Genomic DNA, 24,992 nt, shown 5'->3' with positions numbered 1-24,992 from the left:
CCCTCGCTGTTCAGGCGGAGAGGCTCTGTGGTTGTTGCTGCCAAAATCGTCCCAATCCGTTGCGGACGCGCGTGACGTCCTGCGCAGTACCCAAGAGTTCGAAGGCGTACAGGTACGGGACATGGCACTTCGCAGCGATGATGTCCCCGGTGATGCAGTACGCAGCCCCGAAGTTGGTGTTCCCCGCAGCGATGACGCCGCGAATGAGCGACCGGTTGTGTTCGTCGTTGAGGAACTTCCTCACCTGCCGTGGGACCGCCCCGCCCTCGTTGCCGCCACCGTAGGTGGGGGCCATGAGGACGTAGGGCTCGTCCACGCGCAGAAAACCGTCGGCCGGGCGCAGCGGGATCCGGTGCACCGACATGCCCAGCTCGTCGAGAGCGAGCTTCTCGACGAACCGGTGCGTGTACTCCGACACGCTGGAGAAGTAGACGAGAGAACCCACGTCACGCCTCCTTGCCGACGTTGCGGTACTTCAGGTCAGGCCGAGGCGGCCTGAAGCGCGGCGACCGCGCTGATCTGGTCGGGGCGAAAGCCCGACCAGTGGGTGTCACCGGCCACGACGACCGGCGCCTGGAGGTACCCGAGACCGCGAACCATCTCGAGCGCCTCGGCGTCCTCAGTGATGTCGACGACCGTGTACTCGACACCCTTGCGATCCAGTGCCCGGTACGTCGCGTCGCACTGGACGCACGCCGGCTTGCTGTAGACCGTGACGCTCATGTCCGCCTCCTCTGACCTCGAAGGACACCCGTGAAGTTACGTTGGTGTGCTTTGTTCGCGGGTCTGCGTCTCCCGCTGAACCAAACACTACACCTAGTGTCTGACACTCGCTTGCTTACGACATGTTGTGGTCGGGGGCGAACAGGGCACCACACCGGAACCGCTCGCGACCCTCATGGACCATGCTGCCACGAGCCTCTGACACCGCCTGGTAGGCGACATGGAGCGCTTCCTGCGTTGCCCTCGGGCGAGGGCCCGGGAGCCGCGAGAAAGGGCACCTCGGGGGTCCCGGGAGGTTCGAAAAGTGATCTGAGTCAGCGGCGTGTCGCGACGCTTGGGCGTGTCACCCGGTGGAGCCCGGACGATGCCAGCCGGTCGCGTCCACGCCGCCGGGCACCGCCGTCGCCGGGTCGTACGGGGCGCGGGTGAAGTGGAACGTACCGACGTCCAGCGCCACGGGCGCACCAGCGGCCTCGCACACCCGCAGCCGCTCCCCCAGCCAGTACCCGCCCTCGACGCCCCGCAGCTCGCCGTCCACGGCGTCGAACACGGTGCCCCGTCCGCCGCCGTCCTGGGAGCGCAGCTCGACGCGCCCCTCCGCACCGACGCTCACCGTGTGCGGGGACGGCCCCCAGTACCAGGTGCCGGTGATCTCGCCGGGACCTGCGGTCCCGCGCCCGACCGCCCGCCCGACGGTGTCGTGCGAGTCCCCCGGCGGCAGCGGTACACGCACCAGGTCCCCCTGAAGAGCAGCGAGCAGTGCCGCGCCGCCGCCGAACCCGAGCGTCGACGAGCCGCACACCGCCACGACGTCTCCGGTGACGGCGTCCGCCCGGAGGTCCGCGGTGAAGCCGGGGACGGACCCGCCGTGGCCGATGGTGCGCACTGCGCCGTCCTGCCGTACGCGCACCCCCAGCCCGTGGGCCGTCGACCACGGCCCGCCGGCCGGTCCTGCGTCGCCGACCACCACGCGCGGAGCTGCCATGTCGCGGCGCCGGGCGAGCGGGAGCACCGCCTCACCCGCGTCCCGGTCGGCCTCTCCGCCCACGAGCCACAGGCCGAACCGCACCAGGTCCGCCGGGGTGGACCACACCTCCCCAGCGGGCCCTGCCGCGAGGTACTCGGCCACTGGCTCGTGGTGGACCAGGTCGGCGTGCGGGTGCACGGCGTACCCCGTGACGTGCGGGCCGACGGGCACGCGGCCGGTGGCGGTCATGCCCAGCGGGCCCCACAGCTCGTCCTGGAGCACCTTGTCCCACGCGCGACCACGGACCACCTCGAGCAGGCGGCCCAGGACCGCGAAGCCAGGGTTGCTGTAGTGGTACTGCTCGCCCGGGTCCCAGAGCTGCTCGACGCCCGAGGCGGCCAGCTCGTCCCACGTGGGCCCGCCGTGCCGCTCCCACCAGGGACCGGGGAACTCGGCCTGCAGGCCGCTCGTGTGCGTGAGCAGATGCCGGATCGTGGCGTCGGCAGCGGGCGCGTCCGGCAGGTACTCACCGATCGCGTCCGCGAGCGCCACGAGGCCCTCGTCGACGAGCCGGAGCACCGCCACGGCGACCATGGGCTTGGTGATGGACCCGATGCGGAAGGCGTGCTCCGCCGTCGGCGTGCCGACCCAGGGGGCGTGGGCGACCTCGGACCAGACCACCTCGCCGCCGCGCCCCGCGGCCGCGGAGAGCGCAGGCACCCGCCGCGCGGCGCGCAGCTCCCTAAGCACGCTGCGCACCCCCGCCCGGCTCACCTGATCAGATCCGCTCACCCCCACAAGGTACCGAGAAGCGCAGCGCGGGTGGTCGGTAGAACGTCGCATGATCGGCAGCCCGAGCTACCGATCATGCGACGTTCTGCCGACCACCGCGAGGAGAGGGCCCCGCTCAGGCCGGCGAGACCTCGGTCACCGGCGGGAGGGTGTTGGTCGTCGCCAGGCGGCGGTACCAGTGCGCCGAGTCCTTCCAGGTACGCTCCAGCGTCTCGTAGTCGACGCGGATGATGCCGAACCGGCGGTCGTAGCCGTAGGCCCACTCGAAGTTGTCGAGCAGCGACCACGCGAAGTACCCGCGCACGTCCACGCCCTGGTCCCGGGCGAGCCCCAGGGCCTCGACGTGGTCGTGCACGTACGCGACCCGCTCCACGTCGTGCACGCGGGCGACGCCGTCCTCGGTTACCACGGTGTCGTCGAACGCCGCGCCGTTCTCCGTGACCATGAGCGGCTGGTCGGGGTAGGCGTCGCGCAGCGAGACCAGCAGGTCCGTCAGGCCGGCGGGCTCGATGTTCCAGCCCATGGCGGTGTACGGGCCGGGCTGCGGCAGGAACTCGACGTCGTCCGCCGCGATCCAGGGGGTGCCCGCCGAGTCCTTGTGCCCGTCGGCCTGCTGCCGCTCGCCCTCCCCGGAGTACTGCCGCACCCGCGCGGTGGAGTAGTAGTTGACGCCCAGCACGTCCAGCGGCTGCCTGGTGATCTCCAGGTCACCGTCCTGCACGAACGACCAGTCCGTGACCGAGGCGGTGTTCTCCAGCAGGTCGGCGGGGTACGCGCCGTCGAGCACCGGGCCGAGGAACGCCCGGTTGGCCAGCGCGTCGACCTTGCGGACAGCGCCCTGGTCGGCTGAAGACGACGGGTCGTCCGGCCGGAAGACGTGCAGGTTCAGGGTGATCGACGTCTTCGCGGCGTCACCGAGGACCTCGCGGATCTGCTGGACCGCGAGACCGTGCGCCAGGTTCAGGTGGTGCACCGCCTGCAGCGCGGCCAGGGACTCCGTACGGCCCGGCGCGTGGACACCGGAGCCGTAGCCCAGGTACGCCGTGCACCACGGCTCGTTGAGGGTGGTCCACACGTCGATGCGGTCGCCGAGCTCCTCGGCCATCTTCCGCGCGTAGCGGGCGAAGGCGTAGGCGGTGTCGCGGTTGGTCCAGCCGCCCGCGTCCTCGAGCTCCTGCGGGAGGTCCCAGTGGTAGAGCGTCACGACCGGCTTCACGCCGGCGGCGAGCAGCCCGTCCACGAGGTCCGAGTAGAACCGGATGCCCTCGGTGTTGAACTCGCCCGAACCGCCCGGCTGCACACGCGACCACGAGATGGAGAACCGGTAGGCGCCGAGGCCCAGGTTCTTGATGTGCTCGACGTCCTCCTGCCACCGGTGGAAGTGGTCGTCCGCGACGTCGCCAGTGTCCCCGTTCAGCGTCTTGCCGGGGGTGTGCGAGAACGTGTCCCAGATGGACGGCCCGCGCCCACCCTCGGTCGCACCACCCTCGATCTGGTACGACGCGGTCGCCGAGCCCCAGAGGAAATCGCTGGGGAAACTCCGTGCACTCACAGTGTCACCTCTCCTGGGCCCGTGGCCCGAACGGTCCGTCCTTCGTTCTCGACGCTCCACTCACCCGGAGCGTCGTCACTGGTCACCCGCACGACGCCGGAGTCGCACCGCACGCGGAACGTCGCGGGTGCGCCCGTGCCACCCGGGACCAGTACTTCTTCGTCGTACCCCTCGGGCAGACGGGTGCAGCGTAACGTCACGCCCTCGGCCCACGCGTAGTCCGGCCGGTCATCTCGATCACCGACGGGCAGCACCGTGCCGGGCCGGACGAGCACGGGCAGGCTGTCGAAGCCGTGCTCCTCCGCGACCCACCGGGGGCCGGTGACCGTCGGCGCCTGGCCCGCCCCGACGTCGGGCAGCCGGGTCCACTCCCCCGCGGGCACGTAGTACTCCGCACGCGACTCGTGGAAGACCGGCGCGACCAGCAGCGACGGCCCCAGCATGTACTGGGTGTCGACGGACGCCGCCGTCCGGTCGTCGGGGAACTGGAGCACCATCGGGCGCATGACGGGCATGCCCTCCTGCGCGGCCACGTGCCCGAGCCGGCCGAGATACGGCATGAGCCGCAGCTTCAGCCTGGTGAACTTCCTGGTGACGTCCACCGCCTCGTCGTCGAACGCCCATGGCACGCGGTAGGAGCTGGACCCGTGCAGGCGGGAGTGCGACGACAGCAGGCCGAACGCCGCCCAGCGCTTGAACACCGCGGGGTCGGGCGTGCCCTCGAACCCGCCGATGTCATGGCTCCAGTAGCCGAACCCGGACAGCGACAGCGAGAGACCGCCCCGAAGGGACTCCGCCATGGAGACGAAGGTGGACTCGCAGTCGCCGCCCCAGTGCACGGGGTAGGCCTGCGTGCCCGCGGTCGCGGACCGCGCGAACAGCACCGCCTCGCCGCGCCCGCGCTCCTCCTCCAGCAGCTCGAAGACCGTCCTGTTGAACAGGGCGGTGTAGTAGTTGTGCATGCGCTGCGGGTCGGACCCGTCGTGCCAGACGACGTCGGTGGGGATGCGCTCCCCGAAGTCCGTCTTGAAGCTGTCCACGCCCTGACCCAGGAGCACGCGCAGCTTGTCCTGGTACCACGCGACGGCGTCGGGGTTGGTGAAGTCGACCAGGGCCATGCCGGCCTGCCACTTGTCCCACTGCCAGACGTCGCCGTCGGACGTCATGACCAGGTAGCCCTTCTCCCAGCCCTCGCGGAACAGGTGCGAGCGCTGGGCGATGTACGGGTTGATCCACACGCAGACCTTCAGGCCGCGGTCGTGCAGCCGGGCCAGCATGCCCTCGGGGTCGGGGAACGTCGCCGGGTCCCACACGAAGTCGCACCAGTGGAACTGCCGCATCCAGAAGCAGTCGAAGTGGAACACCGACAGCGGGATGTCCCGCTCGGCCATGCCGTCGATGAAGCTCGTGACGGTGGCCTCGTCGTAGTTCGTCGTGAACGACGTCGACAGCCACAGCCCGTACGACCAGGCCGGGACGACGGCGGGCCGCCCCGTCAGGGCCGTGTACCGGCGCAGGATCTCGGCGGGCGTCGGCCCGTGGATCACGTAGTACTGGAGCGACTGCCCAGGCACCGAGAACTGGGTGCGGCTGACGGCCTCGGAACCCACCTCGAACGAGACCCGCTCTGGGTGGGCCACGAACACGCCGTAGCCGCGGTCGGTCAGGTAGAACGGCACGTTCTTGTAGGCCTGCTCGCTCGCGGTGCCGCCGTCCTCGTTCCAGACGTCGACGCTCTGGCCGTTCTTCACGAACGCGCCGAACCGCTCGCCCAGGCCGTAGACGTGCTCGCCGACGCCGAGCCCGAGCTGCTCGTGCACGAAGTCGCCGTCCGGGGTGCTCGCGATCCCGACGCTCCGGTCCGACGACGAGGTGAGCACCTCGCCGTCGGCCACGAAGTCGACGTGCCACTGGCCGTCGGTGGAGACGCGGGCCGTGAGACCGCCGGAGGTGAGCTCGGCCGGGCCGGACTCGGGCACGACCACCTTGACCGCCCCCGGCTCCCGGTTGACGGCGAAGTGCGGACCGGGATCACGGCGACCCTGGTGGTGGTCGATGCGCACGCCGATGACGTCGTCCGCCGGGGCGTCGAACGTGACCGTGACGACCGGCCGGTTCAGGGTGTCCCCGCGCCGCGTGATCGGCATGGTCGGCGCGTACACGGTCAAGGTGTTGTCGCCGGCCTCGACCGAGTCGATGTCGCGGGGGCGAAGCATCTCGACGCCGGGTCGCAGCTGCCAGTAGCCGTCGGTGAATCTCATGGCTGGTGAAACCTCTCGGCGTAGTGGTGGGCAGGCCGGGGTGCGGTCACTTGACCGCCCCCGCCGTGACGCCCCGGGTCAGGGTGCGCTGGAAGATCAGGAAGAAGATGACGGCCGGCACGAGCGACACGAGCGAGCCCGCGTTGATCGTCGGCGCGTCCATCATGCGATCGCCCTGCAGCGAGGCCAGGGCGATGGGAATGGTCTGGGTGTCGTTGCTGGTCAGCATGACCAGCGGGATGAAGAACTCGTTCCAGGTCCAGATGAAGAAGAAGATCATCAGGACGGAGAGCGTCGGCCGCACGATCGGGAAGACGACCTGCCAGAGGATGCGCCACCGGCTCGCGCCGTCGAGCGCCGCGGCCTCCAGCAGCGCCGGCGGGAACGTGCCGAGCACCGAGGAGAGCAGGTAGGTACCGAACGCCGACTGGATGACGGTGAAGATGATGATCACCGACCACTGGGAGTTCGAGAGCCCGACCGACTGCGCCATGGCGAACAGCGGGTAGATCAGGGCCTCCTGCGGCAGCATGTTCGCCAGCAGGAACAGCGCGACGATCCACAGCCGCCCCTTCACCCTGCCGATGCCGATCGCGTAGGCGTTGAACAGCGACAGCAGCGCAGCGAGCACGGCCACGATCGCGGAGATGAAGAAGGAGTTCCAGAGCTTCACCGGGAACTCGGTGCGCTCCCAGAAGGCCACCACCCCGTCGAGGTAGAGGCCTGACGGCAGGGCCAGCGGCCCGTTCGCCGCGTAGTCCTGCGGTGACTTGAAGGCGTTGAGCAGCATGATCCCGAACGGCGCGAGCACCGCGAGCCCTACGAGGACCGCGAGCGCCAGCACCAGCCAGCGGCCAGGACCGCGGCGGTACCGCGTGTCGACGGCCGTGCTGCGCACCTGGGCCGGTCGTGTGGCAGCGCGCACGTCTGTGGCGACGGCCATGTCAGATCCCCTCCCGCTCACGTCGTTCCGCTCGGCCCTGCAGGCCGAGGATGATCACGGCCACCACGACGATCACGAGCGTGAGCACCGTGGCGATCGCGGACCCGTAGCCGACCTGGGACTTGTCGAAGAAGCTCAGGTACGAGTAATAGCTGGGCACGAGCGTCGAGCTCTCCGGTCCGCCGCGCGTCAGCACGTAGATGGGCCCGAACACCTTGAGCGCCGCGACCGTGCAGGTCAGCGTGACCACGAAGATCTCGGGCCGGATCTGCGGCACTGTGATGGCCCGGAACCGGTCCCACCAGCCGGCGCCGTCCAGCTCGGCCGCCTCGTAGAGCTCGGGGTCGACCCGCTGCAGCGCCGCCATGAAGATGACCACCGGGCAGCCCATCTGGACCCAGATCAGCACGAGCATCACCGACGGCAGGGCCGTGCTCGGGTCACCGAGCCAGTTGGGCGGCGTCTCGATGCCGATCCCGCGCAGGATCACGTTGAGCGCGCCGGTCTGGGAGTTCAGGATCCAGTTCCACAGGACGCCCGCCACGGCCACGGGCAGGATCTGCGGCAGGTAGTACGTGGCCCGCAGCACCGACGAGACGCGCTCACCGAACCGTCGGCCGAGGTAGTCGAACAGCACCGCGGCGAGCACGAGCCCGAGGAGCGTCGGCACCACGACCATCGCGACGATCATCGCCGCCGAGTTGGCGAACGACGTCCAGAACTTGTCGTCGCCCATCAGGTCCACGTAGTTGCCCAGCCCGTTCCAGCGCAGGGGCGCCATGCCTCCGCGCCACTTGAACAGGCTGAAGTACACGTTCGTGACGAGGGGGTACCCGATCACCACGAGGAACGCGATCCCGCCGGGCAGCAGGTAGGGCAGGTACCCCACCCACGAGGCCCGACGGCGGCGGCGCGTCCCCTGCACCGGTCGCGGGCGCCCGGCCGTCCGCGGGCGCTCCTCCGTCAGGGTGCTGTCAGCCATCGAGCAGGTCGGCCTTGCCTTCGTCGTACGAGCTCTGCAGCCCGTCCAGCACCTCGTCCGGGGTCTTGGACCGGTTCACGAGCGACTGCAGCTCGCTGACGAGCACGTCGTAGTAGCCGGCGACCGGCCAGTCCGGGTAGAACGCCAGGCCGTCCTCGTCCAGGATCGCCTGGAAGTTCTCGGTGAGCTCCCGCGTGCGCTCGTCCTCGATCACCGAGGCGTCGCCGGCCACGGGCAGGCCGCCCTCGGCGGCGAGGATGTTCTGGACCTCGGGCCGCAGCGTGACGTCGATGAACTCCTCGGCGAGGCTCGTGGAGTCCGCGTTCGCCGGGACCACCCACAGGTTGCCGGACGAGCCCGTGTGCAGGGTGTTGCCCGGGAAGTTGAACTGACCCCAGTCGGCCTCGACCTCGGTCGCGAGCCGGCCGAACCACCAGGACCCGCTGACCATGAGCGGGTAGGTGCCGTCGATGAACGAGACGCCCATGTCCTCGGCGGTCAGAGCCGCGGAGTCGGAGGCGATGTAGCCCTTCTCGATCCACTCGTCGAGCTTCTCGGTGGCCTTGGTCATCGCATCGTTGTGGAAGTCGACGTCGTTCGCGAAGAGCTGGTAGTCGTCCACCAGGGCACGGTCCCCGTACGCGAGGACGAGCTCGTACCAGAGCTGGCCGAGCGGGTACTCGGCGCCGGCCTCGGCCAGCGGCGTGATGCCCTCCTCCTTGAAGGCGGCCAGGACGTCGTCGAACTCGTCGAGGCTGGTCGGCACCTCGAGCCCGTGCTCGGCGAACATGTCCTTGTTGTAGTAGACACCGACGAACTCGCCGTAGTTCGGCACCCCGTACCACTCGCCGGAGCCCATCAGACCCTGCTCGTCGTACGTCGCGGTGGTGGCCAGCGAACCGGGCAGCTTCTCGTCCCAGCCGCGCTCGGTGGCGGCGTCGGTCAGCGGGGTCAGCAGGCCCTGCGCCGCGAGCTGGCCGGCCGTCGCGTTGCCCTTGTTGAACTCCATGACGTCGGGCACGTCGTCGCCCGTGAGCACGATCTTGGCGTTCTTCTGGATCTGCTCGAAGGTCTGCTTCTCGACCTCGACGGTGACGTCCGGGTTCTCCTCCTCGAAGATCTTGATGGCCTCGGCCCAGGCCTTGCCCATCGCCGAGTCCTCGTTCTCGTAGTGCCAGATCGTGAGGGTGCTGTCGTCGGTGTCACCGCCCCCACCGCTGCCGGTCTGACCCGTGCAGCCCGCCAGCGCCAGGGCGCCGGCCAGCGCGGCCGCCACGGCAGTCATGGTCCGCTCGTGCTTCATCGCATCTCCTTGGTTCACCGAGCCCGACGGGCTCATCCTTCCGGCCACGCCCAGACCTCTGCGTCTAGATCGTCGAAGCGTTTCAACACGCTAACCCCAGGCGCTCACAACTGTCCAGTGCCATCCGCGAACTATCCCGCTACCATTTTGTCGAAGCGCTTCCCTGCCATACGGCACACTGGTGTGCCGGCGCGTCACACGCACCACCTGCCACCGCACCAGGCACACTGCGGTACTGATGAGATGAGGAGCTCTGTGGCTACGATCGACGACGTCGCCAGGGCGGCGGGGGTCTCGACCTCGACCGTGTCCTACGTGCTGTCGGGCAAGCGGCCCATCTCCGCGCCGACGCGGGCCCGGGTCGAGCGCGCCATCGAGAAGCTCGGCTACCGGCCGCACGCCGGGGCCCGGGCACTGGCCTCGTCCCGCACCAACGTCATAGCGCTCATGGCGCCCCTGCGGGTCGGCGTGAGCGTGCCCGTCATCATGCAGTTCGTCGCCGGCGTGGTCACTCGCGCCCGGGACTTCGACCACGACGTCCTGCTGCTGACCCAGGACGACGTGAGCGGCCTCGACCGGGTGACCAGCGGCTCCATGGTGGACGCCCTGGTCATGATGGACATCGAGGCGGACGACCCGCGAGTGCCCCTCGTGGCGGCCGCCAAGCAGCCGACCGTGCTGATCGGCCTGCCGCAGGACCCGGAGGGGCTGAGCTGCGTCGACCTCGACTTCGAGGCCGCCGGGCGGCTCGCGGTGCGGCACCTCGCCGGGGCCGGCCACACCGACGTCGCGCTCATCGGTTCCCCGCCCGAGGTGCTGCGGCGGCACACCTCCTACGCCGAGCGGATGATGCGGGGCCTGCGGAACCAGGCGAAGAGCTCCGGGGTGACGGTCAAGGTGGAGGCGTGCGACTCCACGCCGTCGGGCGCCACGGAGGCCGTGGACACGCTCCTGGCCACCGCACCGGACACCACGGGGATCATCGTGCACAACGAGGGTGCGCTCCCCCACGTCCTGGCCCGCCTGGCCGACCGCGGCATCGCCGTCGGCACCGACATGTCCGTGGTGGCGGTGTGCCCCACGGACGTCGCCCTCTCCCAGCGGATCCCGATGACCAGCATCGACCTGCCCGCCGAGGACATCGGCAAGGTGGCGGTCGACATGGTCATGGCCCGCCTCGAAGGCGAGCAGCCGTCCGAGACCAGGCTGCTCGCCCCCGTGCTCACCGAACGCGCGAGCTCGGCGCCCGGGCCCGCCGGCGCGCTCGGCTGACGGCGGGCTCCCCGTGCCGTTCACCCCTTGATGGCCCCGAAGATCACGCCCTTCGTGAAGTGCCGCTGCACCATGGGGTAGACCACGAGGATCGGGATGATCGCGAGCACCATCACCGCCATCTTCACGGGGAGGCCGGTCACGGCGCCGTCGTCGACGTCGACCTGGCCCACGCCGCTGCCCGGGAGCGTCACCCCCTGCAGGACGTAGGAGCGCAGCACGAGCTGCAGCGGCCACTTCGCGTTGTCGTTGATGTAGAGCATCGCGTTGAAGAACGCGTTCCAGTAGCCGACGCCGTAGAACAGCGCGACCACCGCCACGACCGCCTTCGACATGGGCAGCACGATCTGCCCGAGGATGCGCCAGTCCCCCGCGCCGTCGATCCGGGCCGCGTCGATGATGGACCGGTCGATGCCCATGAAGAACGCCCGCAGGATCAGGACGTTGAACGCGCTCACCGCCCCCGGGAGGATGAGCGACCAGTAGTTGTCGATCAGCCCGAGGTTGCTCACGAGCAGGTACGTCGGGATCATCCCCGCGCCGAAGAACATGGTGATGAGGAAGACGAACAGCAGGGGCCGGTGCGCGAAGGAACCTGGTCGGCTCAGCCCGTACGCGGCCAGCACGGACACGGTGGTGGAGAGCACGGTGCCGACCACGGTGATCCCGACGCTCACGATCGTGGCCCGCGTGACGATCCCGCCGGACAGGATCTGCGTGTAGGCCGAGAGCGACAGGCTGCCCGGTACGGTGACCAGGCCGCCGGACCGGGTGATGTCCGCCTGGGTGGAGAGGCTGGTGAGCACCACCGTGTACAGGGGGAACAGCACGGTGAGCACGATGAGCAGCAGCGCCACCCCCTTGACGACGAGCCCCAGCGGGTTGGGATCCTCCTCCCAGACCGGGCGGTTCTTCCCGCGCAGCAGGGTGCGATACCGGGCGGAGCGCCGCGGCGGCGGCTCCGGCCGCTGTCTCGGCGACCGTGCCGGTATGGGCTTCTTGGCGTAGTTCTCGGTTCGGACTGTCATGCGCGCTGGTACACCCCCGCCTCGCCCACGAGGTGGGCGAGCTTGTTGGCCCCGAGCACCAGGGCGAGCGAGACCAGGCCCTTGACGAGCCCGGCGGCGGCCGCGAAGGCCCAGTCGCCGTTCACGACACCCTGGTAGTAGACGAACGTGTCGAGCACCTCCGCCACGTCGGTGCCGACGGCGCCGCGCTGGAGGATGAGCTGCTCGAACCCGACGGTGAGCGAGTCGCCCAGCCGCAGGATCAGGAGCAGGATGATCACCGGCCGCAGCGCGGGGAGGGTCACGTGCCACATGCGACGCCACCGGCCGGCGCCGTCGACCACCGACGCCTCGTAGAGCTGGGTGTCCACCGTGGCGAGCGCAGCGAGGAAGATGATGATCCCCCAGCCGGCGTCCTTCCATACCGTCTGCGCGGTGATGAGCAGCAGGAACGTGTCCGGGTTGGTCATGAGGTCGAAGCCCGAGTACCCGGCCTCGCGCAGCCGGCTCGCCAGCATCCCGGCCCCGCCGAAGATCTGCTGGAAGATCGTCACGACGATCACCCAGGAGAAGAAGTGCGGCAGGTACACGATCGACTGGATGGTGGTGCGCAGGGCCGGGGTCAGCACGCTGTTCAGCAGCAGCGCCAGCACTATCGGCACCGGGAAGAAGAACACGAGCTGGAACGCGGTGATGATCAGCGTGTTCGAGACGGCGTCGAGGAACAGCGGGTTGGTGAAGACGCGCGCGAAGTTGGCCCAGCCCACGAACGGGCTCTCGCGGATCCCGACGTACGGCGAGTAGTCCTGCCAGGCCACCACGTTGCCGGCCATCGGCACGTACGCGAACACCGCGAGGAGCAGCACTGCCGGCGCCACCATGATCAGCAGGGTGCGGTCGCGCCGCATCCGCGTGGTCCAGGGAATCTTGCGGTGGGGCGGGCTGTCCGCGCGGGAGGTCGCCGTGCTCGCCGAGATGTCGGTGCTCACTTCTTGTCCAGGATGTCCTGGTAGAAGGCGCGCAGTTCCTCACCGCCGGAGCTGCTCCACGTCGCCACCGCTTCGTCGAGGTCCGCCATGCTCTTGCGCCCGCGCGCGATGTCCTTCTCGAGGTCCTCGAACGGTGCCTTGAGCGCGGCGTACTGGGCGGGCTCGGTGATCTGCATGCCGTAGAACAGGTCCTCGACCAGGTACTGGGCGGCATCGGCCTGCCAGGTGCAGAACGCCTCGACGAAGCCGGGGTACTGCACCTTGGCGTTCACCACCGGCGGGTCCACCAGGAAGACGTAGGACTGCGCCACGTCCGTGGCCGCCTGGTCGGTCGGCACCGGCAGGCCCTGCTCGTCGAACTCGTAGTGCGTCCCCTCCACGCCGTAGTTGATGAGCTGGAACTCCTCGGTGCCGAACGGCGAGGCCAGGAAGTCCGCGACCGCGAGCAGCTCCTCGATCCGCGCCGTGTCGTCCGTCTTCTTCAGGAACGAGAAGATGTTGACCGGGGCGCCCTTCCACAGCGCCGGGTCGCCGCCGTCGGCCGCGAAGAAGGGGAACGGCCGCTGGTCGTAGCCAGGGTTCGTCGACTGCATCCGGCCGAGCGCCTCGTGCCACCCGCCGACGCCGTCCGTGCTGATCAGTACCCTGCCGGACTCGAAGTTCGGCTTCGCCGCCTCCGGGCGGTCGGCCACGGCGTCGGGGTGGACGGCACCCGACTCGTACAGCTTGGTCTGCCAGTCCAGCGCGGCCCGGTACTCCTCGGTCTCGATGCGGTGGACCAGCTTGCCGGCGTCGTCCAGCCTCCAGCGGTCCGTCGGCGGCACCGCGAACATCATGTTCGCCGCGACCCACATGTCGTTGGTCCCCCAGCGCTTCTTGCCCGGGTCGGTGACCTCCTTGGCCAGCTCGAGCAGCTCGGCGGCGGTGGTGGGCGCGGCGTCGATGCCCAGCTCGGCGAAGATGTCGGCCCGGTGGAAGATCGCGTTGTTGATGACGTCGCCCGGGAACGGCAGCGCGTAGAGCTTGTCGTTGAACACACCGAACCGCCACGCGTCGGTCGGCAGGTTGGCGAGGTTCTTGTACTTCTTGACCTTGTCGCCGGCCAGGTACGGCGTGAGGTCCTGGAACAGGGCGTCGACGGCCTGCCCGAACCGCGGCGGGATGTTCCACGTGGGCACGCACACCCAGTCGGGCACGTCCTTTGCCGACGCCAGCACGGCGGCGAGCTTGTCGCCGTAGGTGTTCCCGTCCGAGATCCGGAACTCGAGGGTGGTCCCGATGGCCTCGTTCACGGCATCGAAGTACGCGTTGTCCCGCGTGGACGGGATGGTGCTCCACAGCGGCGTCATGGCCGTGTAGGTGCCGCCGGACCCCGGTGGCGCCTCGAAGGCGGTGACGAGCTCCTCGGGGATGCTCGCGTAGCCGGCGGTGGACCCGTTGACGCTGGGGAAGTCCGGCTTCACGTACTCGATCGGCACGTAGCTGGGCAGGTTCGAGGCGGTCACGGTCCCCGGCTCGACGGCGGGGCCGCCGCCCGCGGTGGTGCACCCGGTCAGCAGGGACGGTACGCCGATGACGCCGGCGCCGACTGCGAGGAAGCCGAGGAACGACCGACGGTCCAGCCGACCGGTCAGCAGAGGTGCTGTCATGGCTCTTCACTCCTTTGTGGACAGCGCGGCACGTCAATGTGCCCGGACCCGGCGAAGGAGTAGCGAATCAACGTCGAAGCGCTTCGACCTCCGTCGATGCCAAAACAGTAGGGGACGGCGCGAGAGGAGGCAATGATTTGTCCAGTTTTTTAGTCTGATCGTGCTCTGCTGGCGTGGTTTCCCAGGATCTGAGCCGTTTGCGTGGCGTATCCTCCACCGTGACCGCACCGGCGCGGCCACGGATCGGCGGGCGCCGGATCATTGAACCGTTTCGAGGACAACGTGCCACACGAGACCCAGCCCCTCTTCCGTGACCCTGCGGCTCCGCTCACCGACCGGGCCCGCGACCTCCTGGAACGCCTCACGTCCGACGAGCGCCTGAGCCTGCTGCACCAGCACCAGCCCGCCGTCGAGCGGCTCGGCCTTGCCGCCTTCCACACCGGTGCCGAGGCGCTGCACGGCGTCGCGTGGCTCGGCCGCGCGACGGTGCTGCCGCAGCCCGTCGGGCTGGGCGCGACGTGGGACACCGACCTGCTCCGGCGGCTCGGGGACCTGGTCGCCACGGAGGTGCGCGCCAAGCACGCCGAGGACCCCGCCGTCTCGCTGAACGTGTGGGCCCCGGTCGTGAACCCGCTGCGGCATCCCGCCTGGGGGCGCGGCGAGGAAGGGTACAGCGAGGAGCCGCGCCTCGTGTCCCAGCTCGCCACCGCGTACTGCCGTGGCCTGCGCGGGGACCATCCGACGGTCTGGAAGACGGTGCCAGCGCTCAAGCACTTCCTCGGGTACGGCAACGAGACCGACCGCTCGGCGACGTCGTCGAACCTGTCCGAGCGGACCCTGCACGAGTACGAGCTGCCCGCTTACCGCGGGCCGGTCGAGGCGGGCGTCGCCGGCGCCGTCATGCCCTCGTACAACCTGGTCAACGGGGTCCCTGCCCATACGTCGGGCGAGCTGCTGGCCGAGCTGCGCTCGTGGGCCCCCGGTTCGGTGGCCGTCGTGTCCGACGCCGGCGCGCCCACCTTCCTGGTCACCGTCCAGCGGGCCTTCGGCTCTCATGCCGAGGCGCACGCAGCCGCCCTGCGCGCCGGTCTGGACTCGTTCACGGACAACGACACCGACCCGTCGGTCACGCTGGACCGGCTGCGCGATGCGCTGGCCGCCGGACTGCTGACGTGGGACGACGTCGACGTAGCGGCCCTGCGCATGATCGAGCTACGGCTGCGCACGGGCGAGCTCGACGGGCCCGCCGACCCGTACGCGCGCATCGGCCCCGAGTCCATCGACCTGCCGGAGCACCGCGTGCTGGCCCGGGAGGCCGCCACGAAGTCGGTGGTGCTGCTGCACAACGACGGGACGCTCCCGCTGCGAGCGCCCGAGCGCATCGCCGTCGTCGGGCCGTTGGCCGACCGCGTCCTGACGGACTGGTACTCCGGCACCCCGCCGTACGCGGTGTCGCTCGCCCGCGCGGTCGCCGACCGCTACCCCGGCGCCGTCGTGGAGGTCGCCGACGGGGCCGACCGCGTGGCGCTGCGCGCGGCGTCGAGCGGCCGGTACGTGACCGTCGACCCTGCGGGCGAGGTGACCGTGTCGGCGTCCGACGCCGGTCCGGGGACCCACCTCGACGTCACCGACTGGGGTGACGGCCTGCTCACGTTCGGCTCGGTCGCCTCCGGCCGCCTCCTGACGGGCGCGGGCTGGATCCTGCGGGCCGACGCCGAACGGGTCGGTGGCTGGGTGGTGCAGGAGTCGTTCCGGCGACACCACCACGACGACGGCACCTGGTCGCTGCACCATGTGGCGAGCGGGCGCTGGCTGCGGGCGCAGCGCGGGTCGGGGCTGCTGGTCGCCGACGCCACCAGGCTCGCCGACGCCGAGCGGTTCACGTGGCGCACCGTCGTCTCGGGGCACGCGGAGGTCGCGCGGGCGGCGGCGAGCGCCGAAGTCGTGCTCGTGGCCGCCGGCAACGACCCGCACCTGGGCGGACGCGAGACCGAGGACCGGACCAGTCTTGAGCTGCCGGCTTCGATGGCCGAGATCTGGCGCGTGGCCCGCGAGGCGTGCCCGTCGGCGGTGCTGGTGCTGACGTCGTCGTACCCGTACGTGCTGGGGGCGGGGCTGCCCGGGTCCGACGCGACGCCGGGCGCGCTCGTCTGGGCGTCGCACGGCGGGCAGGAGGCGGGCACAGGGCTGGTGGACGTGCTGTCCGGGGACGCCGAGCCGTACGGGCGGATCGCGCAGACCTGGCCCGCGACCCAGGCGCAGGCCGGTGACCTGTTCGACTACGACGTCGCCCGTCAGGGCGTCACCTACCGGCACCTCGCGGGTGAGCCCGCCTACTGGTTCGGGCACGGGCTGAGCTACACGAGGGTCGAGTACGAGGACCTGCGGCTGGTGCAGGGCACCGCGGTGGTCTCGGTGCGCAACGCCGGGCGCCGGCCCGTGGACGAGCTGGTCGCCGTGTACGGCCTGTCACCCGACCTGCCGGTGCCCGCGGCCCGGCGCCAGCTGCTCGGGTACACGCGCGTCCGGCTGGCGCCGGGCGCAGCGGCGGAGGTGCCGGTCCCGCTGGATCTTGGCGCGCTCGCCGTGTGGCAGGACGGCGCGATGGTGGTGCAGCCTGGCGCCTACGGCGTGGCGTCCGGGCCGTCGGCCGGCGACCTGCGGGTACGAGCGGACCTGACGGTCGACTGACCGTGCTCGCGGTCGAGGATCGCGTAGACGACCTCGGTGGACCACCCGCCGTCGCGCAGGTCGTTCTCCACGAGGCGAGCCTCGTGGCGCATGCCGAGGCGCTCCGCGACGCGCACCGAGGCCACGTTCTCCTCGTCGATGCGCGCGAACACGCGGTGGAACCCGTAGGCGGAGAAGGCGAGCCGGAGGGTCGCGCCGGCGGCCTCCGTGGCCAGGCCCTGTCCGCTGACGTCCGGGTGCAGGGCGTAGCCGATCTCGACCTGGCGCGGGCCAGCTGCCCACTTGAGCAGCGTCTCGCCCACCACGTCGCCGTCGAGCTCGACCGCGAGCACCAGGACGTCGCCGGGCTGCTCGAAGGGAGCGTTCGACCAGGTGCGCAGCTTCAGCACCGCCGTGGGGTGGTCCCACGGCGGCAGGTACATGTACCGCACGACCGAGGTGTCGGAGCGCCAGGAGAGGAAGGCCTCGGCATCGGCGGGGACGACCGGGCGGAGCGTGAGACGGTCGGTGGTCACGGGCCAGCCGAGGTCGACACGATGATGGGCGAGGCCGGGCGTGGCGGGTCGAGGAGGCGAACCGGGTGCTGCAGGTCCGGGGACCGGGACGGAGGAGGGCACGAACCGACCGTAGCGCCCGAGCACCGGGTTGCCACCGGAATTGCGGCGACAGCCGCCGGACCGGCCGCCATGAGCGGCGAGTCGCCGTCAGCGCGTCTCGAACGGCAGACTCGCCCAGTCGGCGGGAATCTCGCGGGGCTGCCATGACGCGTCGGGCGTCCAGTCGGCCCAGGCCTTGTCCCACCAGAGCTCGCCGGCGTCGAGCAGGCCGGCGATCCGGTCGCCCTCGGCGCGGATCTGCTCCATGCGGCCGGGATAGCGTGCCGGTCCGGTCTCCTCGAACTCGGCGACGTCCTTGAACTCGTACGTCTCGGCGTCGGCGGCCCACCAGACGTCCAGCTCGTGGTCGAGCGTGTCGAACCCGATGGCGGTACGACGGGGCGCGTCCTCGAGGTTGAAGTACCAGCCCTGGAAGGCCCGTTCCGGGCCGGCCCAGAACAGGAAGAGGGAGTGCTCCACCCCGGCCCAGTGCAGCTCGAGCCGACCGTGCCCGCGCCAGTGAGTGCCGCCGGCGGTCTTCCACGGGTGCTCGCCCACGGGGAACTCGCCGGTCTGCGGGTAGGCCAGCGGCGTGCCGCCCGGGGTGTAGGTGACGAGCAGGTCGCCGTCGTCCTGGACACATACCTGTGGGACGGCGATCCACGGCTCGCCCCGCATGATCTCGCGGCGCACTACGGTCTGGCCGGGCTGGAACACGGGAGACGTCATGCTCGGCACGTTAACAGCGGTGCGTTACGCACCGGCGACATCGACGTCGACCTCACGCCGGTTACGCGACATCCAGCCCACCGCGAAGTCCACGAGCGACTGCTGGTCCATGAGCCGGGCAGCGGCGGACCCCACCTGCCCGACGGTGACCGCGCCGCTCTCCTCGAACGCGGCGCCGAGCCGGTCGAAGTCCTCCTCGCCAGTCACGAGGTCCGTCCAGGTCACCCAGCGACTCGTCCCGTCGGCGTCGCTGATCGCCGCGCCTGTCTCGCCCATCGGGGGTGCCGCCTGACGGCGCTCGGCCAGGTGCAGGGACGTATTGGAGTCGTGACCGCAGCCGAGGAGCAGGACCCGCCCGCCGAGCCGGTAGACCGCACCGATCGGCGACCTCTCCCCGTGCGACTCGGCGAGGTCGTGCTCCACGGTCACCTCCCGGGCGCGGGCGCCGAGCGCGGCGCAGGACACCTGCGGGTGCCCGCTGCGTAGGGCGCCCGGCCAGGTTCGGACGACTTCAGACAGGACGCCGACCCAGCGGCTGGGCGTACGTGCGGGGTCGAATCCGGGTGTCTCGGACCGGATCACCGGCCACCACTGCTCGGGGACGGGCGGATCCTGCCAGTTTGCCGGGTCGGTGTTCTCCGACGTGTGGGTCGGGACCACGATGGTGCCCTCAGAGCCCACGGCCGACAGCAACGCTTCGACAACGGCCTGCACGCCGCCCGCGACGAAGCCAAGGCTCTGCACGGACGAGTGCACCAGCAGCACGTCACCCGGGACCACGCCCAGCGCTCGCAGGTCGTCCGTCAGTGTGGCTGCGGTATGCGGTCGAGCTTGATCCATCCGGGGAGCGTAGTTCCGAGCCCGAGCAGCACACACGGGAATTCTGACCTCACATGGCACGAAGTCGGCGATGGGTCCAGAGTTGCGCGCCATGGGTCGGGGCCTCACGGTGCGGGCTGGGGAATTCGATGGAGAACCGCCTCCACTGGCCGTAGGTGGTCGCGGCGAACGTCGTGATGACGTCCTCCGTCGCGCTGGGGTGCTGCATTCCCCAGGTGCCGGACACCAGTTGTTCGGCGTCGGCCGGGTCGTGTCCTTCGGCGATCAGCCGGATGGTGAGTAGGGCGGCATCGATCCAGGGCGGGCCGGTCCGCGACCACGCCCAGTCGATGACGCTCACCGTGCCGTTGTCCACGAGCAGGTTCAGCTCGTGGATGTCGGCGTGGACGAGGCTGTCGCCGGCCAGGGCGTTCGGTGCCTCGTCGTCGAGGTGGACCAGCAGGTCGAGGTGCTGCTTCTCCCACGCGTCGAGCTGGTCGGCGTGGTTGTCGGCGAGCCACTGCCATCCGGCCAGCCGCGTGTACTTGCGGCTGAGCGGTGCCACGTCGGGTGCGGGGCTCGGCGTCAGTTCCTCGGCCAAGCGCGAGATGGCGTCGACCACGGTTGGTATGTCGGGCGAGCTGGGTGAGAAGTCGGCGTGCTCGCCGGGTACAGGCTCGTACCCGGCGAGCAGCCAGCCCCCGACCTCGATCGTCCACAGCAGGCACGGGACACCGGAGACGCGGTGCCGTAACCAGGTGTTGACGCGGATCTCGTGCCGATGGGCCCTGAACAGCCGAACGTCGGTCGGGATGCCCTTGACGAACACGCTCCCGTTCGCCGTGTGCAGCAACGCGGACAGGGCCGAGTTCCGGCCGGCGGACGGGCTCTCGGTGCGCAAGACCGCCCCGCACTGTGCCTCGATGGCGTTGCGGACGGTGTCGGGCAGCTCGTCCCAGGATCGGCGGTCCATGGTGTGTCTCCGTGTCGATCGGGTGGGCGATCAGGCGGGTGAGCTGGTGCAGCCCGCGTGGCACTGCGAGCACTTGCCCGTGTGCGCGGTCGGCCACAGCTCGGTGTCGACAGAGAACCCTGCGGCGTCGATGGCGTCCACGGTGTAGCTGAGCGTGTCGTGCCCACCCTCGCCCTCGGCGGCCACGTTCTCTGGCTCGGTGGGCACGTGGTGCAGGAACCGGCCCGCGATCCGCTCGCAGAACTCGACGTAGTCGACCGTGTGCAGGATGAACTCGTGCCACCCCGGGTTCACGATCTCGGACGGCGACAGCGGGCGCCCCTGGTGGGTCGCGGTGGTCCCGAGGAACGCGAGGGCCTGGTCCACGATCCGTCCGGCCATGCTCAGGTCGTGGTCGTGCTCCTCGGCGACCCGCTGGACGATCCGGTGGAACAGCTCGGGTTCGACAAGCTCCCTGCCCTCTCGCAGGTCGCGTGCGGTGGTGGTGGTCATGCGCTTCCTCCTCGTCGTGCGGGGTGGTGCCTGCACTTGCACCCGCCTGGAGCGGGCTCACTTACGGCTGGGCAGCGGTGCTAGGCACCGACCAGCCGCAAGATCAGTGGGCCCGGACGGTGGTGGCGGTCTCTGCGCCCGCCCGGGTCCCGCCCGTGAGGTCCTCACGATCAGGCTGAGCAAGCGCATGCAGGATCAGAGCCGCGCCGTCGTCCTCGACGTCCTTGGTCGCGTAGTTCGCGGAGAACCGGACCAGCGCAGACGCGTTACCCATCGCGATGCCTCGCTCGGCCCACGTCAGCATCGAGATGTCGTTCTCGCTGTCCCCGACGGCGACCGTGCGGCTCTTCGGGATGCCGAGATCGCGGCGGATCGTCTCCAAAGCGGTCGCCTTGCTCACCCCTCCGGGCGTCACGTCGACCCAGTCCGGGCGAGTCCGCGTGGCGGTCATCCCGCCCGCGCGAATCGACGGGACAAGGTTCTGCGCGCCCGCGCCATAGATGGCCAGGCGCGGGGTGGCCTCTGCCCACAGGTCGTCGAGCCGGGTGACCTCGACCTGTTCACCGCCCAGTTCCTGCGGCGGGAAGGGCTTTGAGACGTGGTAACCCACGCCGACTATCTCGGCCGCTATCCGAAGGTCGGGTCGGACGGCCGAGACGAGCTGCACGACGGCCTTCGCATCGACACTGTGCATGCCTGTCACCTCGCATCCCGCGCGAGTCATCTTGGCGACGACGCTGCCGTTCGAAGCGACGACATACCCATCCCCGATCTTGAGTAGACGGGCGGCCGCCAGTGCGCCGGAGAGCGAGCGACCGGTGGCGAGAACGAACTCATGCCCGGCATTGCTCGCGGCCCTGATCGCAGCAACAACGGCAGGCGTCGGGAGCTGACCCGTAACCAAGAGCGTCCCATCGATATCGAGCGCCACAAGGACGGCCTGGCGCTGGCTCATGTCACAGGTCGTCGTCATGTTCACTCCAAGGGTCGGCGGTTCAGGCAACAAGTATTACGTCTCAAACGTGATAGATGCAACCACGAAAGAGCAGCGGCCGTCACAGCACGGCGTACTCCGCTCTGATCCGCTCCAGATGCGGCCGGGCGCTCTCGCCCCACAGGACGTACCGCTCCAAGTGGTCCCACTCGCTCGTGACCTGCTGGACGTTCTCGGGATCGGTCACCAGTGACGTACCCGGGACGGTCGAGACCAGGGCTGCCGCGTCGTCGTAGATGGTGAACTGGTGCAGAGCAGGCGAGCTGACCGACGATGTCCACGGAATGATGCCCTGGCGCAGGTGGGGCCTGTCCAGTTCGACCAGCAGCCGGTCAAGCTGCTCGATCATCACCTTTGGACCGCCCAGATTCCAACGCAGCGCACCTTCGGTGTGCACGGCCGCGATCTCGCGCTTGTCGCTGCCGAGAATCAACTGGCGGCGCATCCTGGACTCGACGAACTTGTCCACCTTCTCGGCAGGGACCTCGTCATCCCACATCGCCCGGACATAGGCCGGCGTCTGCAAGAGTCCGATCACACCGGACGGGCAGAAGTACCGAATGGAGCTCGCGGAACTCTCCTGCCGACCGATGCGGTCCTGCAGCAGCCAACCACCGCGCTGCAGCACCACCTTCGCCGACCACGCCTGGGCCTTCGCCTGACGAGACTGCTCAATCAGCTGCGCACGCACCTTGGCCGGGACGCCGTACACCTGGGCGAGCCGATCAGCGTCCTCCGGCGTCGGCGGGGTCTTGCCTCGCTCGATGTTGGAGAGCTTGGCCTGGCTGATACCAGCCGCCTTCGCGGCACTGACGCCGGTGATCCCGACCTCAGCGCGTAGGGCGCGAAGCGTCGCGGCAAGCGGTGGAAGATCAGTAGTCATTCGCTCCGAGGGGTCGGGACGTAGAACTCGCGCCAGTACTGCTGATGGGCGTCCCACCAGATGGCGAGATCGATTCCCGAGTCCCACGCCAGGTCGGCGATCGCGGCCCAGTGTCCCACGTCCTGCTCGTCGTCTACCGGCTCCGCGCCGACGAAACGCCCTTCGTCGTCGTAGTGCATCAGCACCACGAGGCGGCGATCGATCAGCCAGAAGTCCTGCGTACCGAGTCCTGGAGCGCTGGGCCTGTTCACCACCCTGCAATGTTCACCTGCAGCTACGTTGTCGAGGTAGCCCCACTCGATCGAGCAGCGACGATAGTCGGTCAACGGTTCACTGAGTGCGAGGACACGACGGGTGATCTGCCCTCGCGCGACCTGCCCGCGGATCACATCAGCCCACGGACGATGACCAGGCCCCGGCTCGCCATTGAGATACCGCTCCAACCGGCCAGCATCCTGCGGAACATTGAGCACGTCGCGAGTCTCCAGACGGAACAGATCCCTCTGATGACGAGAAGCGACGAACTCCCCGAGCTGGTCCGCGTTCAGCATGACGAAAGCTCCAGAGCCGGAACATCGCCCGGACGTACGATCACGGCGGCCTCTCCGTCCGGAAGGTCTAGGTATGCAATGGTGCCCGGGTCGGTGACGAGCCGGCCGGTCATGAGGAGATCGTCACCGTCACGGCGCGCAGGAGTGTCCCACTCTGTCGCGAGCCACGCCGGGATACGCACCACTCGATCAGAGGCGGTCCGATACCCCTGCACGATGAGCGCACCGTCATCGGCACGATGAATCGTCGGGCAGGTCGTTCCGTTGTCACAGCTTGAACGCAGGATCTCGGGCATCTTCCAGTCCCCGTCTTTCCGGCCGATACGAGATCAGGCTACCGCAATCACGTCTCAGATTGAATATCTGGGAACGATCTCGTCGAGGCCGTGCCGACGGTCCGGCCCGTGCTTTGTGGCAACGGCGGCCGGATGCAGGACCAGCCCCGTCGCGGAATCCGCGAAACCTTCAATCGGTTACGCCCCGGCGACATCGACGTCGACGCCGTGGCGCAGCACCCGGACCGGGCGCAGGTCCGCGTCGGTGACCAGGACGTCGGCGCGCGCGCCCGGCTCCAGGCTGCCGACCTCGCCCGTCAGCCCCAGGACCCGGGCCGGCACGGCGGTCGCGGACCGCACGGCGTCCGGCAGGGACACCCCTCCGGCCACGGCGCAGCGCACGACGTCGATCAGGTGCGCGGTGCCGCCCGCGATCGGTCCGTCTCCCCCGGCGACCTCAGCGGTCCCGACCTCCGGGACGACTCGCGCGACGCCGTCGAGCACCACCACCGACATCGGCCCCAGCTCGTAGCGACCGTCGGCCACGCCGGCCGCCGCCATCGCATCGGTGACCAGTGCCACCTGGTCCGCTCCCACCATGTCGAACACCGAGCGGACCGTGGCCGCGTCGAGGTGTACGCCGTCGCCGATGAGCTCGACGACCATGTCGCCACGAGCCGCCGCGGCCAGGCAGGCCGCGATGGGACCCGGCGTGCGGTGGTGCAGCGGGCGCATGCCGTTGAACAGGTGCGTGGCCGTCATCGGCCCGAGCGTGCTGCCCCGGGCGGCCAGGGCCTGGGTGACCTGCGCGATCAGCGCTTCGGCCTGCTCGGTGCTGCCGTCGGTGTGGCCGAGGGAGGGTAGGACGCCCGCGTCGACCAGTGCCTCGACGGCTCCCCCGGGGCCTGCGACGCCCGGCACCTCCGGAGCCACCGTCATGGTGCGCAGGAAGCCGCGAGCTGCCTTCGCGAGGTCCCTGACCAGGTCGACACTGCCTTCTTGCAGGTCAGCCGGGTTGTGCGCGCCCCTGCGCCGGTGCGAGAGGAACGGCCCCTCGGCGTGCAGCCCTTCGATCTCGCCGGCCACGGCGAGCTCGGCCAGCACCGCTGCCCGCTCCAGCAGCACCTCCGGCCGGGCCGTCACGAGTGACGCGAGCAGGGTCGTGGTGCCGTGCCTGCGGTGCTCCAGCACGCCGGCCAGCGCGGCGGTGGACGAGGTCACGTCCGGGAACGAGACGCCACCCCCACCGTGGTTGTGCAGGTCCACGAGCCCTGGCAGCACGTATGCCTCGGGCGCCGGTGGCACCGACCCGACGACCGGGCCGTGACCGGCAGCGACGGCGTCGGGCAGCGAACCCGCGAAGGTGACGCGACCGCCGGAGGTGACGACGACGCCGTCGTCCACCACCCGGGACGGCTGGACCAGGCGGCCGCGCACCACGAGAGCACCGGAATCAGTCATGCGGACATCCTGCCAGGGTCACGGCCGCTCCCGGTCGCTGCGCCGGAGGGCGGTCCGTCGCAGCGGGAGATCCGCTCGAGACGCGCAA

Annotated in this window: 23 protein-coding genes; 2 read left to right on the top strand and 21 right to left on the bottom strand. The window is 70.0% G+C overall.

The window, feature by feature from the left end; genetic code table 11:
- Nucleotides 1-10: 10 nt before the first annotated feature.
- The 8 genes from nrdI to AB0F40_RS11680 form a co-directional block, all read right to left on the bottom strand.
- Nucleotides 11-445: a class Ib ribonucleoside-diphosphate reductase assembly flavoprotein NrdI gene (gene nrdI / locus AB0F40_RS11715; RefSeq protein WP_357466945.1), complete on the bottom strand. Its 435-nt coding sequence runs from the start codon at nt 443-445 to the stop codon at nt 11-13.
- A gap of 35 nt (nt 446-480) precedes the next feature.
- On the bottom strand, nt 481-723 hold the full coding sequence (gene nrdH / locus AB0F40_RS11710) for a glutaredoxin-like protein NrdH (RefSeq protein WP_253872763.1): 243 nt from the start codon (nt 721-723) through the stop codon (nt 481-483).
- Nucleotides 724-1,066: 343 nt separating this feature from the next.
- The gene (locus AB0F40_RS11705) at nt 1,067-2,482 is read right to left on the bottom strand and encodes a serine hydrolase domain-containing protein (RefSeq protein ID WP_357466941.1); all 1,416 of its coding nucleotides are present in this window, start codon (nt 2,480-2,482) and stop codon (nt 1,067-1,069) included.
- Between the two features lie 115 nt (nt 2,483-2,597).
- Nucleotides 2,598-4,034: a GH1 family beta-glucosidase gene (locus tag AB0F40_RS11700; RefSeq protein ID WP_357466938.1), complete on the bottom strand. Its 1,437-nt coding sequence runs from the start codon at nt 4,032-4,034 to the stop codon at nt 2,598-2,600.
- Nucleotides 4,031-6,295, bottom strand: coding sequence for an alpha-xylosidase (yicI, locus tag AB0F40_RS11695; protein WP_357466935.1), 2,265 nt, complete (start codon nt 6,293-6,295; stop codon nt 4,031-4,033). The genes AB0F40_RS11700 and yicI overlap by 4 nt, the downstream gene beginning before the upstream one ends.
- Before the next feature lie 46 nt (nt 6,296-6,341).
- Nucleotides 6,342-7,238: a carbohydrate ABC transporter permease gene (locus AB0F40_RS11690; RefSeq protein ID WP_357466932.1), complete on the bottom strand. Its 897-nt coding sequence runs from the start codon at nt 7,236-7,238 to the stop codon at nt 6,342-6,344.
- A gap of 1 nt (nt 7,239) precedes the next feature.
- Nucleotides 7,240-8,220 (bottom strand): sugar ABC transporter permease, encoded by a 981-nt coding sequence (locus AB0F40_RS11685; RefSeq protein ID WP_357466930.1) that lies wholly within the window; start codon nt 8,218-8,220, stop codon nt 7,240-7,242.
- Nucleotides 8,213-9,523, bottom strand: a complete 1,311-nt coding sequence (locus AB0F40_RS11680; protein WP_357466927.1) for an extracellular solute-binding protein — start codon at nt 9,521-9,523, stop codon at nt 8,213-8,215. The genes AB0F40_RS11685 and AB0F40_RS11680 overlap by 8 nt, the downstream gene beginning before the upstream one ends.
- 255 nt (nt 9,524-9,778) lie before the next feature.
- Here AB0F40_RS11680 and AB0F40_RS11675 point away from each other — a divergent pair, with 255 nt between their 5' ends.
- The gene (locus tag AB0F40_RS11675) at nt 9,779-10,795 is read left to right on the top strand and encodes a LacI family DNA-binding transcriptional regulator (RefSeq protein ID WP_357466924.1); all 1,017 of its coding nucleotides are present in this window, start codon (nt 9,779-9,781) and stop codon (nt 10,793-10,795) included.
- A gap of 20 nt (nt 10,796-10,815) precedes the next feature.
- Here the strand turns inward: AB0F40_RS11675 and AB0F40_RS11670 are convergent, their stop codons facing one another.
- Genes AB0F40_RS11670 through AB0F40_RS11660 form a run of 3 tightly spaced genes read right to left on the bottom strand, consistent with a single transcriptional unit; the run spans nt 10,816 to nt 14,440 of the window.
- Nucleotides 10,816-11,823 (bottom strand): carbohydrate ABC transporter permease, encoded by a 1,008-nt coding sequence (locus AB0F40_RS11670; RefSeq protein ID WP_357466921.1) that lies wholly within the window; start codon nt 11,821-11,823, stop codon nt 10,816-10,818.
- Nucleotides 11,820-12,791 (bottom strand): ABC transporter permease subunit, encoded by a 972-nt coding sequence (locus AB0F40_RS11665; RefSeq protein ID WP_357466919.1) that lies wholly within the window; start codon nt 12,789-12,791, stop codon nt 11,820-11,822. The genes AB0F40_RS11670 and AB0F40_RS11665 overlap by 4 nt, the downstream gene beginning before the upstream one ends.
- Nucleotides 12,788-14,440: a sugar ABC transporter substrate-binding protein gene (locus AB0F40_RS11660; protein WP_357466916.1), complete on the bottom strand. Its 1,653-nt coding sequence runs from the start codon at nt 14,438-14,440 to the stop codon at nt 12,788-12,790. The genes AB0F40_RS11665 and AB0F40_RS11660 overlap by 4 nt, the downstream gene beginning before the upstream one ends.
- Before the next feature lie 282 nt (nt 14,441-14,722).
- Between AB0F40_RS11660 and AB0F40_RS11655 the strand changes: the two genes are divergently transcribed.
- Entirely contained in the window at nt 14,723-17,131 is a 2,409-nt protein-coding gene (locus AB0F40_RS11655; protein ID WP_357466914.1) for a glycoside hydrolase family 3 C-terminal domain-containing protein, read from the top strand.
- On the opposite strand, the gene AB0F40_RS11650 is transcribed toward AB0F40_RS11655, so the two are convergent.
- From AB0F40_RS11650 to AB0F40_RS11605, 10 genes are all read right to left on the bottom strand, one after another.
- Entirely contained in the window at nt 17,065-17,748 is a 684-nt protein-coding gene (locus AB0F40_RS11650; protein WP_357466911.1) for a GNAT family protein, read from the bottom strand. The genes AB0F40_RS11655 and AB0F40_RS11650 overlap by 67 nt on opposite strands.
- An 87-nt stretch (nt 17,749-17,835) precedes the next feature.
- Complete coding sequence (locus AB0F40_RS11645) at nt 17,836-18,456, bottom strand: DUF402 domain-containing protein (RefSeq protein WP_357466908.1); 621 nt, start codon at nt 18,454-18,456, stop codon at nt 17,836-17,838.
- A gap of 24 nt (nt 18,457-18,480) precedes the next feature.
- Nucleotides 18,481-19,296, bottom strand: a complete 816-nt coding sequence (locus AB0F40_RS11640; RefSeq protein ID WP_357466905.1) for an AAC(3) family N-acetyltransferase — start codon at nt 19,294-19,296, stop codon at nt 18,481-18,483.
- Nucleotides 19,297-19,345: 49 nt separating this feature from the next.
- Entirely contained in the window at nt 19,346-20,248 is a 903-nt protein-coding gene (locus AB0F40_RS11635) for an aminoglycoside phosphotransferase family protein (RefSeq protein WP_357466903.1), read from the bottom strand.
- 30 nt (nt 20,249-20,278) lie between these two features.
- Nucleotides 20,279-20,740 (bottom strand): hypothetical protein, encoded by a 462-nt coding sequence (locus tag AB0F40_RS11630; protein WP_357466900.1) that lies wholly within the window; start codon nt 20,738-20,740, stop codon nt 20,279-20,281.
- A 103-nt stretch (nt 20,741-20,843) separates the two neighbouring features.
- Entirely contained in the window at nt 20,844-21,713 is an 870-nt protein-coding gene (locus tag AB0F40_RS11625; protein ID WP_357466897.1) for an HAD family hydrolase, read from the bottom strand.
- A gap of 82 nt (nt 21,714-21,795) precedes the next feature.
- The gene (locus AB0F40_RS11620) at nt 21,796-22,617 is read right to left on the bottom strand and encodes a helix-turn-helix transcriptional regulator (protein WP_357466893.1); all 822 of its coding nucleotides are present in this window, start codon (nt 22,615-22,617) and stop codon (nt 21,796-21,798) included.
- A complete protein-coding gene (locus AB0F40_RS11615) occupies nt 22,614-23,168 on the bottom strand; it encodes a DUF6879 family protein (RefSeq protein ID WP_357466890.1) in 555 nt (184 codons plus the stop codon). Before AB0F40_RS11615 ends, AB0F40_RS11620 begins: the two co-directional genes overlap by 4 nt.
- The gene (locus AB0F40_RS11610) at nt 23,162-23,464 is read right to left on the bottom strand and encodes a hypothetical protein (RefSeq protein WP_357466887.1); all 303 of its coding nucleotides are present in this window, start codon (nt 23,462-23,464) and stop codon (nt 23,162-23,164) included. The genes AB0F40_RS11615 and AB0F40_RS11610 overlap by 7 nt, the downstream gene beginning before the upstream one ends.
- Nucleotides 23,465-23,641: 177 nt before the next feature.
- Nucleotides 23,642-24,904 carry an amidohydrolase family protein gene (locus tag AB0F40_RS11605; protein ID WP_357466885.1) on the bottom strand — a complete coding sequence of 421 codons (1,263 nt, stop codon included), beginning with the start codon at nt 24,902-24,904 and terminating at the stop codon, nt 23,642-23,644.
- Between the last annotated feature and the right edge of the window lie 88 nt (nt 24,905-24,992).

This window comes from Promicromonospora sp. NPDC023987, from assembly GCF_040639055.1.
In the GTDB taxonomy this organism is placed as follows: domain Bacteria; phylum Actinomycetota; class Actinomycetes; order Actinomycetales; family Cellulomonadaceae; genus Promicromonospora.
This window is presented reverse-complemented; position numbering and strand designations above follow the sequence as displayed.

Excerpts from the sequence above, each read along its gene's own strand:
- AB0F40_RS11685 (WP_357466930.1), bottom strand. The coding sequence starts at position 8,220 with ATGGCTGACAGCACCCTGACGGAGGAGCGCCCGCGGACGGCCGGGCGC.
- AB0F40_RS11635 (WP_357466903.1), bottom strand. The coding sequence starts at position 20,248 with ATGGACCGCCGATCCTGGGACGAGCTGCCCGACACCGTCCGCAACGCC.
- AB0F40_RS11670 (WP_357466921.1), bottom strand. The coding sequence starts at position 11,823 with ATGACAGTCCGAACCGAGAACTACGCCAAGAAGCCCATACCGGCACGG.
- AB0F40_RS11605 (WP_357466885.1), bottom strand. The coding sequence starts at position 24,904 with ATGACTGATTCCGGTGCTCTCGTGGTGCGCGGCCGCCTGGTCCAGCCG.
- yicI (WP_357466935.1), bottom strand. The coding sequence starts at position 6,295 with ATGAGATTCACCGACGGCTACTGGCAGCTGCGACCCGGCGTCGAGATG.
- AB0F40_RS11625 (WP_357466897.1), bottom strand. The coding sequence starts at position 21,713 with ATGACGACGACCTGTGACATGAGCCAGCGCCAGGCCGTCCTTGTGGCG.
- AB0F40_RS11660 (WP_357466916.1), bottom strand. The coding sequence starts at position 14,440 with ATGACAGCACCTCTGCTGACCGGTCGGCTGGACCGTCGGTCGTTCCTC.
- AB0F40_RS11680 (WP_357466927.1), bottom strand. The coding sequence starts at position 9,523 with ATGAAGCACGAGCGGACCATGACTGCCGTGGCGGCCGCGCTGGCCGGC.
- AB0F40_RS11690 (WP_357466932.1), bottom strand. The coding sequence starts at position 7,238 with ATGGCCGTCGCCACAGACGTGCGCGCTGCCACACGACCGGCCCAGGTG.
- AB0F40_RS11620 (WP_357466893.1), bottom strand. The coding sequence starts at position 22,617 with ATGACTACTGATCTTCCACCGCTTGCCGCGACGCTTCGCGCCCTACGC.
- AB0F40_RS11645 (WP_357466908.1), bottom strand. The coding sequence starts at position 18,456 with ATGACGTCTCCCGTGTTCCAGCCCGGCCAGACCGTAGTGCGCCGCGAG.
- nrdH (WP_253872763.1), bottom strand. The coding sequence starts at position 723 with ATGAGCGTCACGGTCTACAGCAAGCCGGCGTGCGTCCAGTGCGACGCG.
- AB0F40_RS11610 (WP_357466887.1), bottom strand. The coding sequence starts at position 23,464 with ATGCCCGAGATCCTGCGTTCAAGCTGTGACAACGGAACGACCTGCCCG.
- AB0F40_RS11615 (WP_357466890.1), bottom strand. The coding sequence starts at position 23,168 with ATGCTGAACGCGGACCAGCTCGGGGAGTTCGTCGCTTCTCGTCATCAG.
- AB0F40_RS11640 (WP_357466905.1), bottom strand. The coding sequence starts at position 19,296 with ATGGATCAAGCTCGACCGCATACCGCAGCCACACTGACGGACGACCTG.
- AB0F40_RS11630 (WP_357466900.1), bottom strand. The coding sequence starts at position 20,740 with ATGACCACCACCACCGCACGCGACCTGCGAGAGGGCAGGGAGCTTGTC.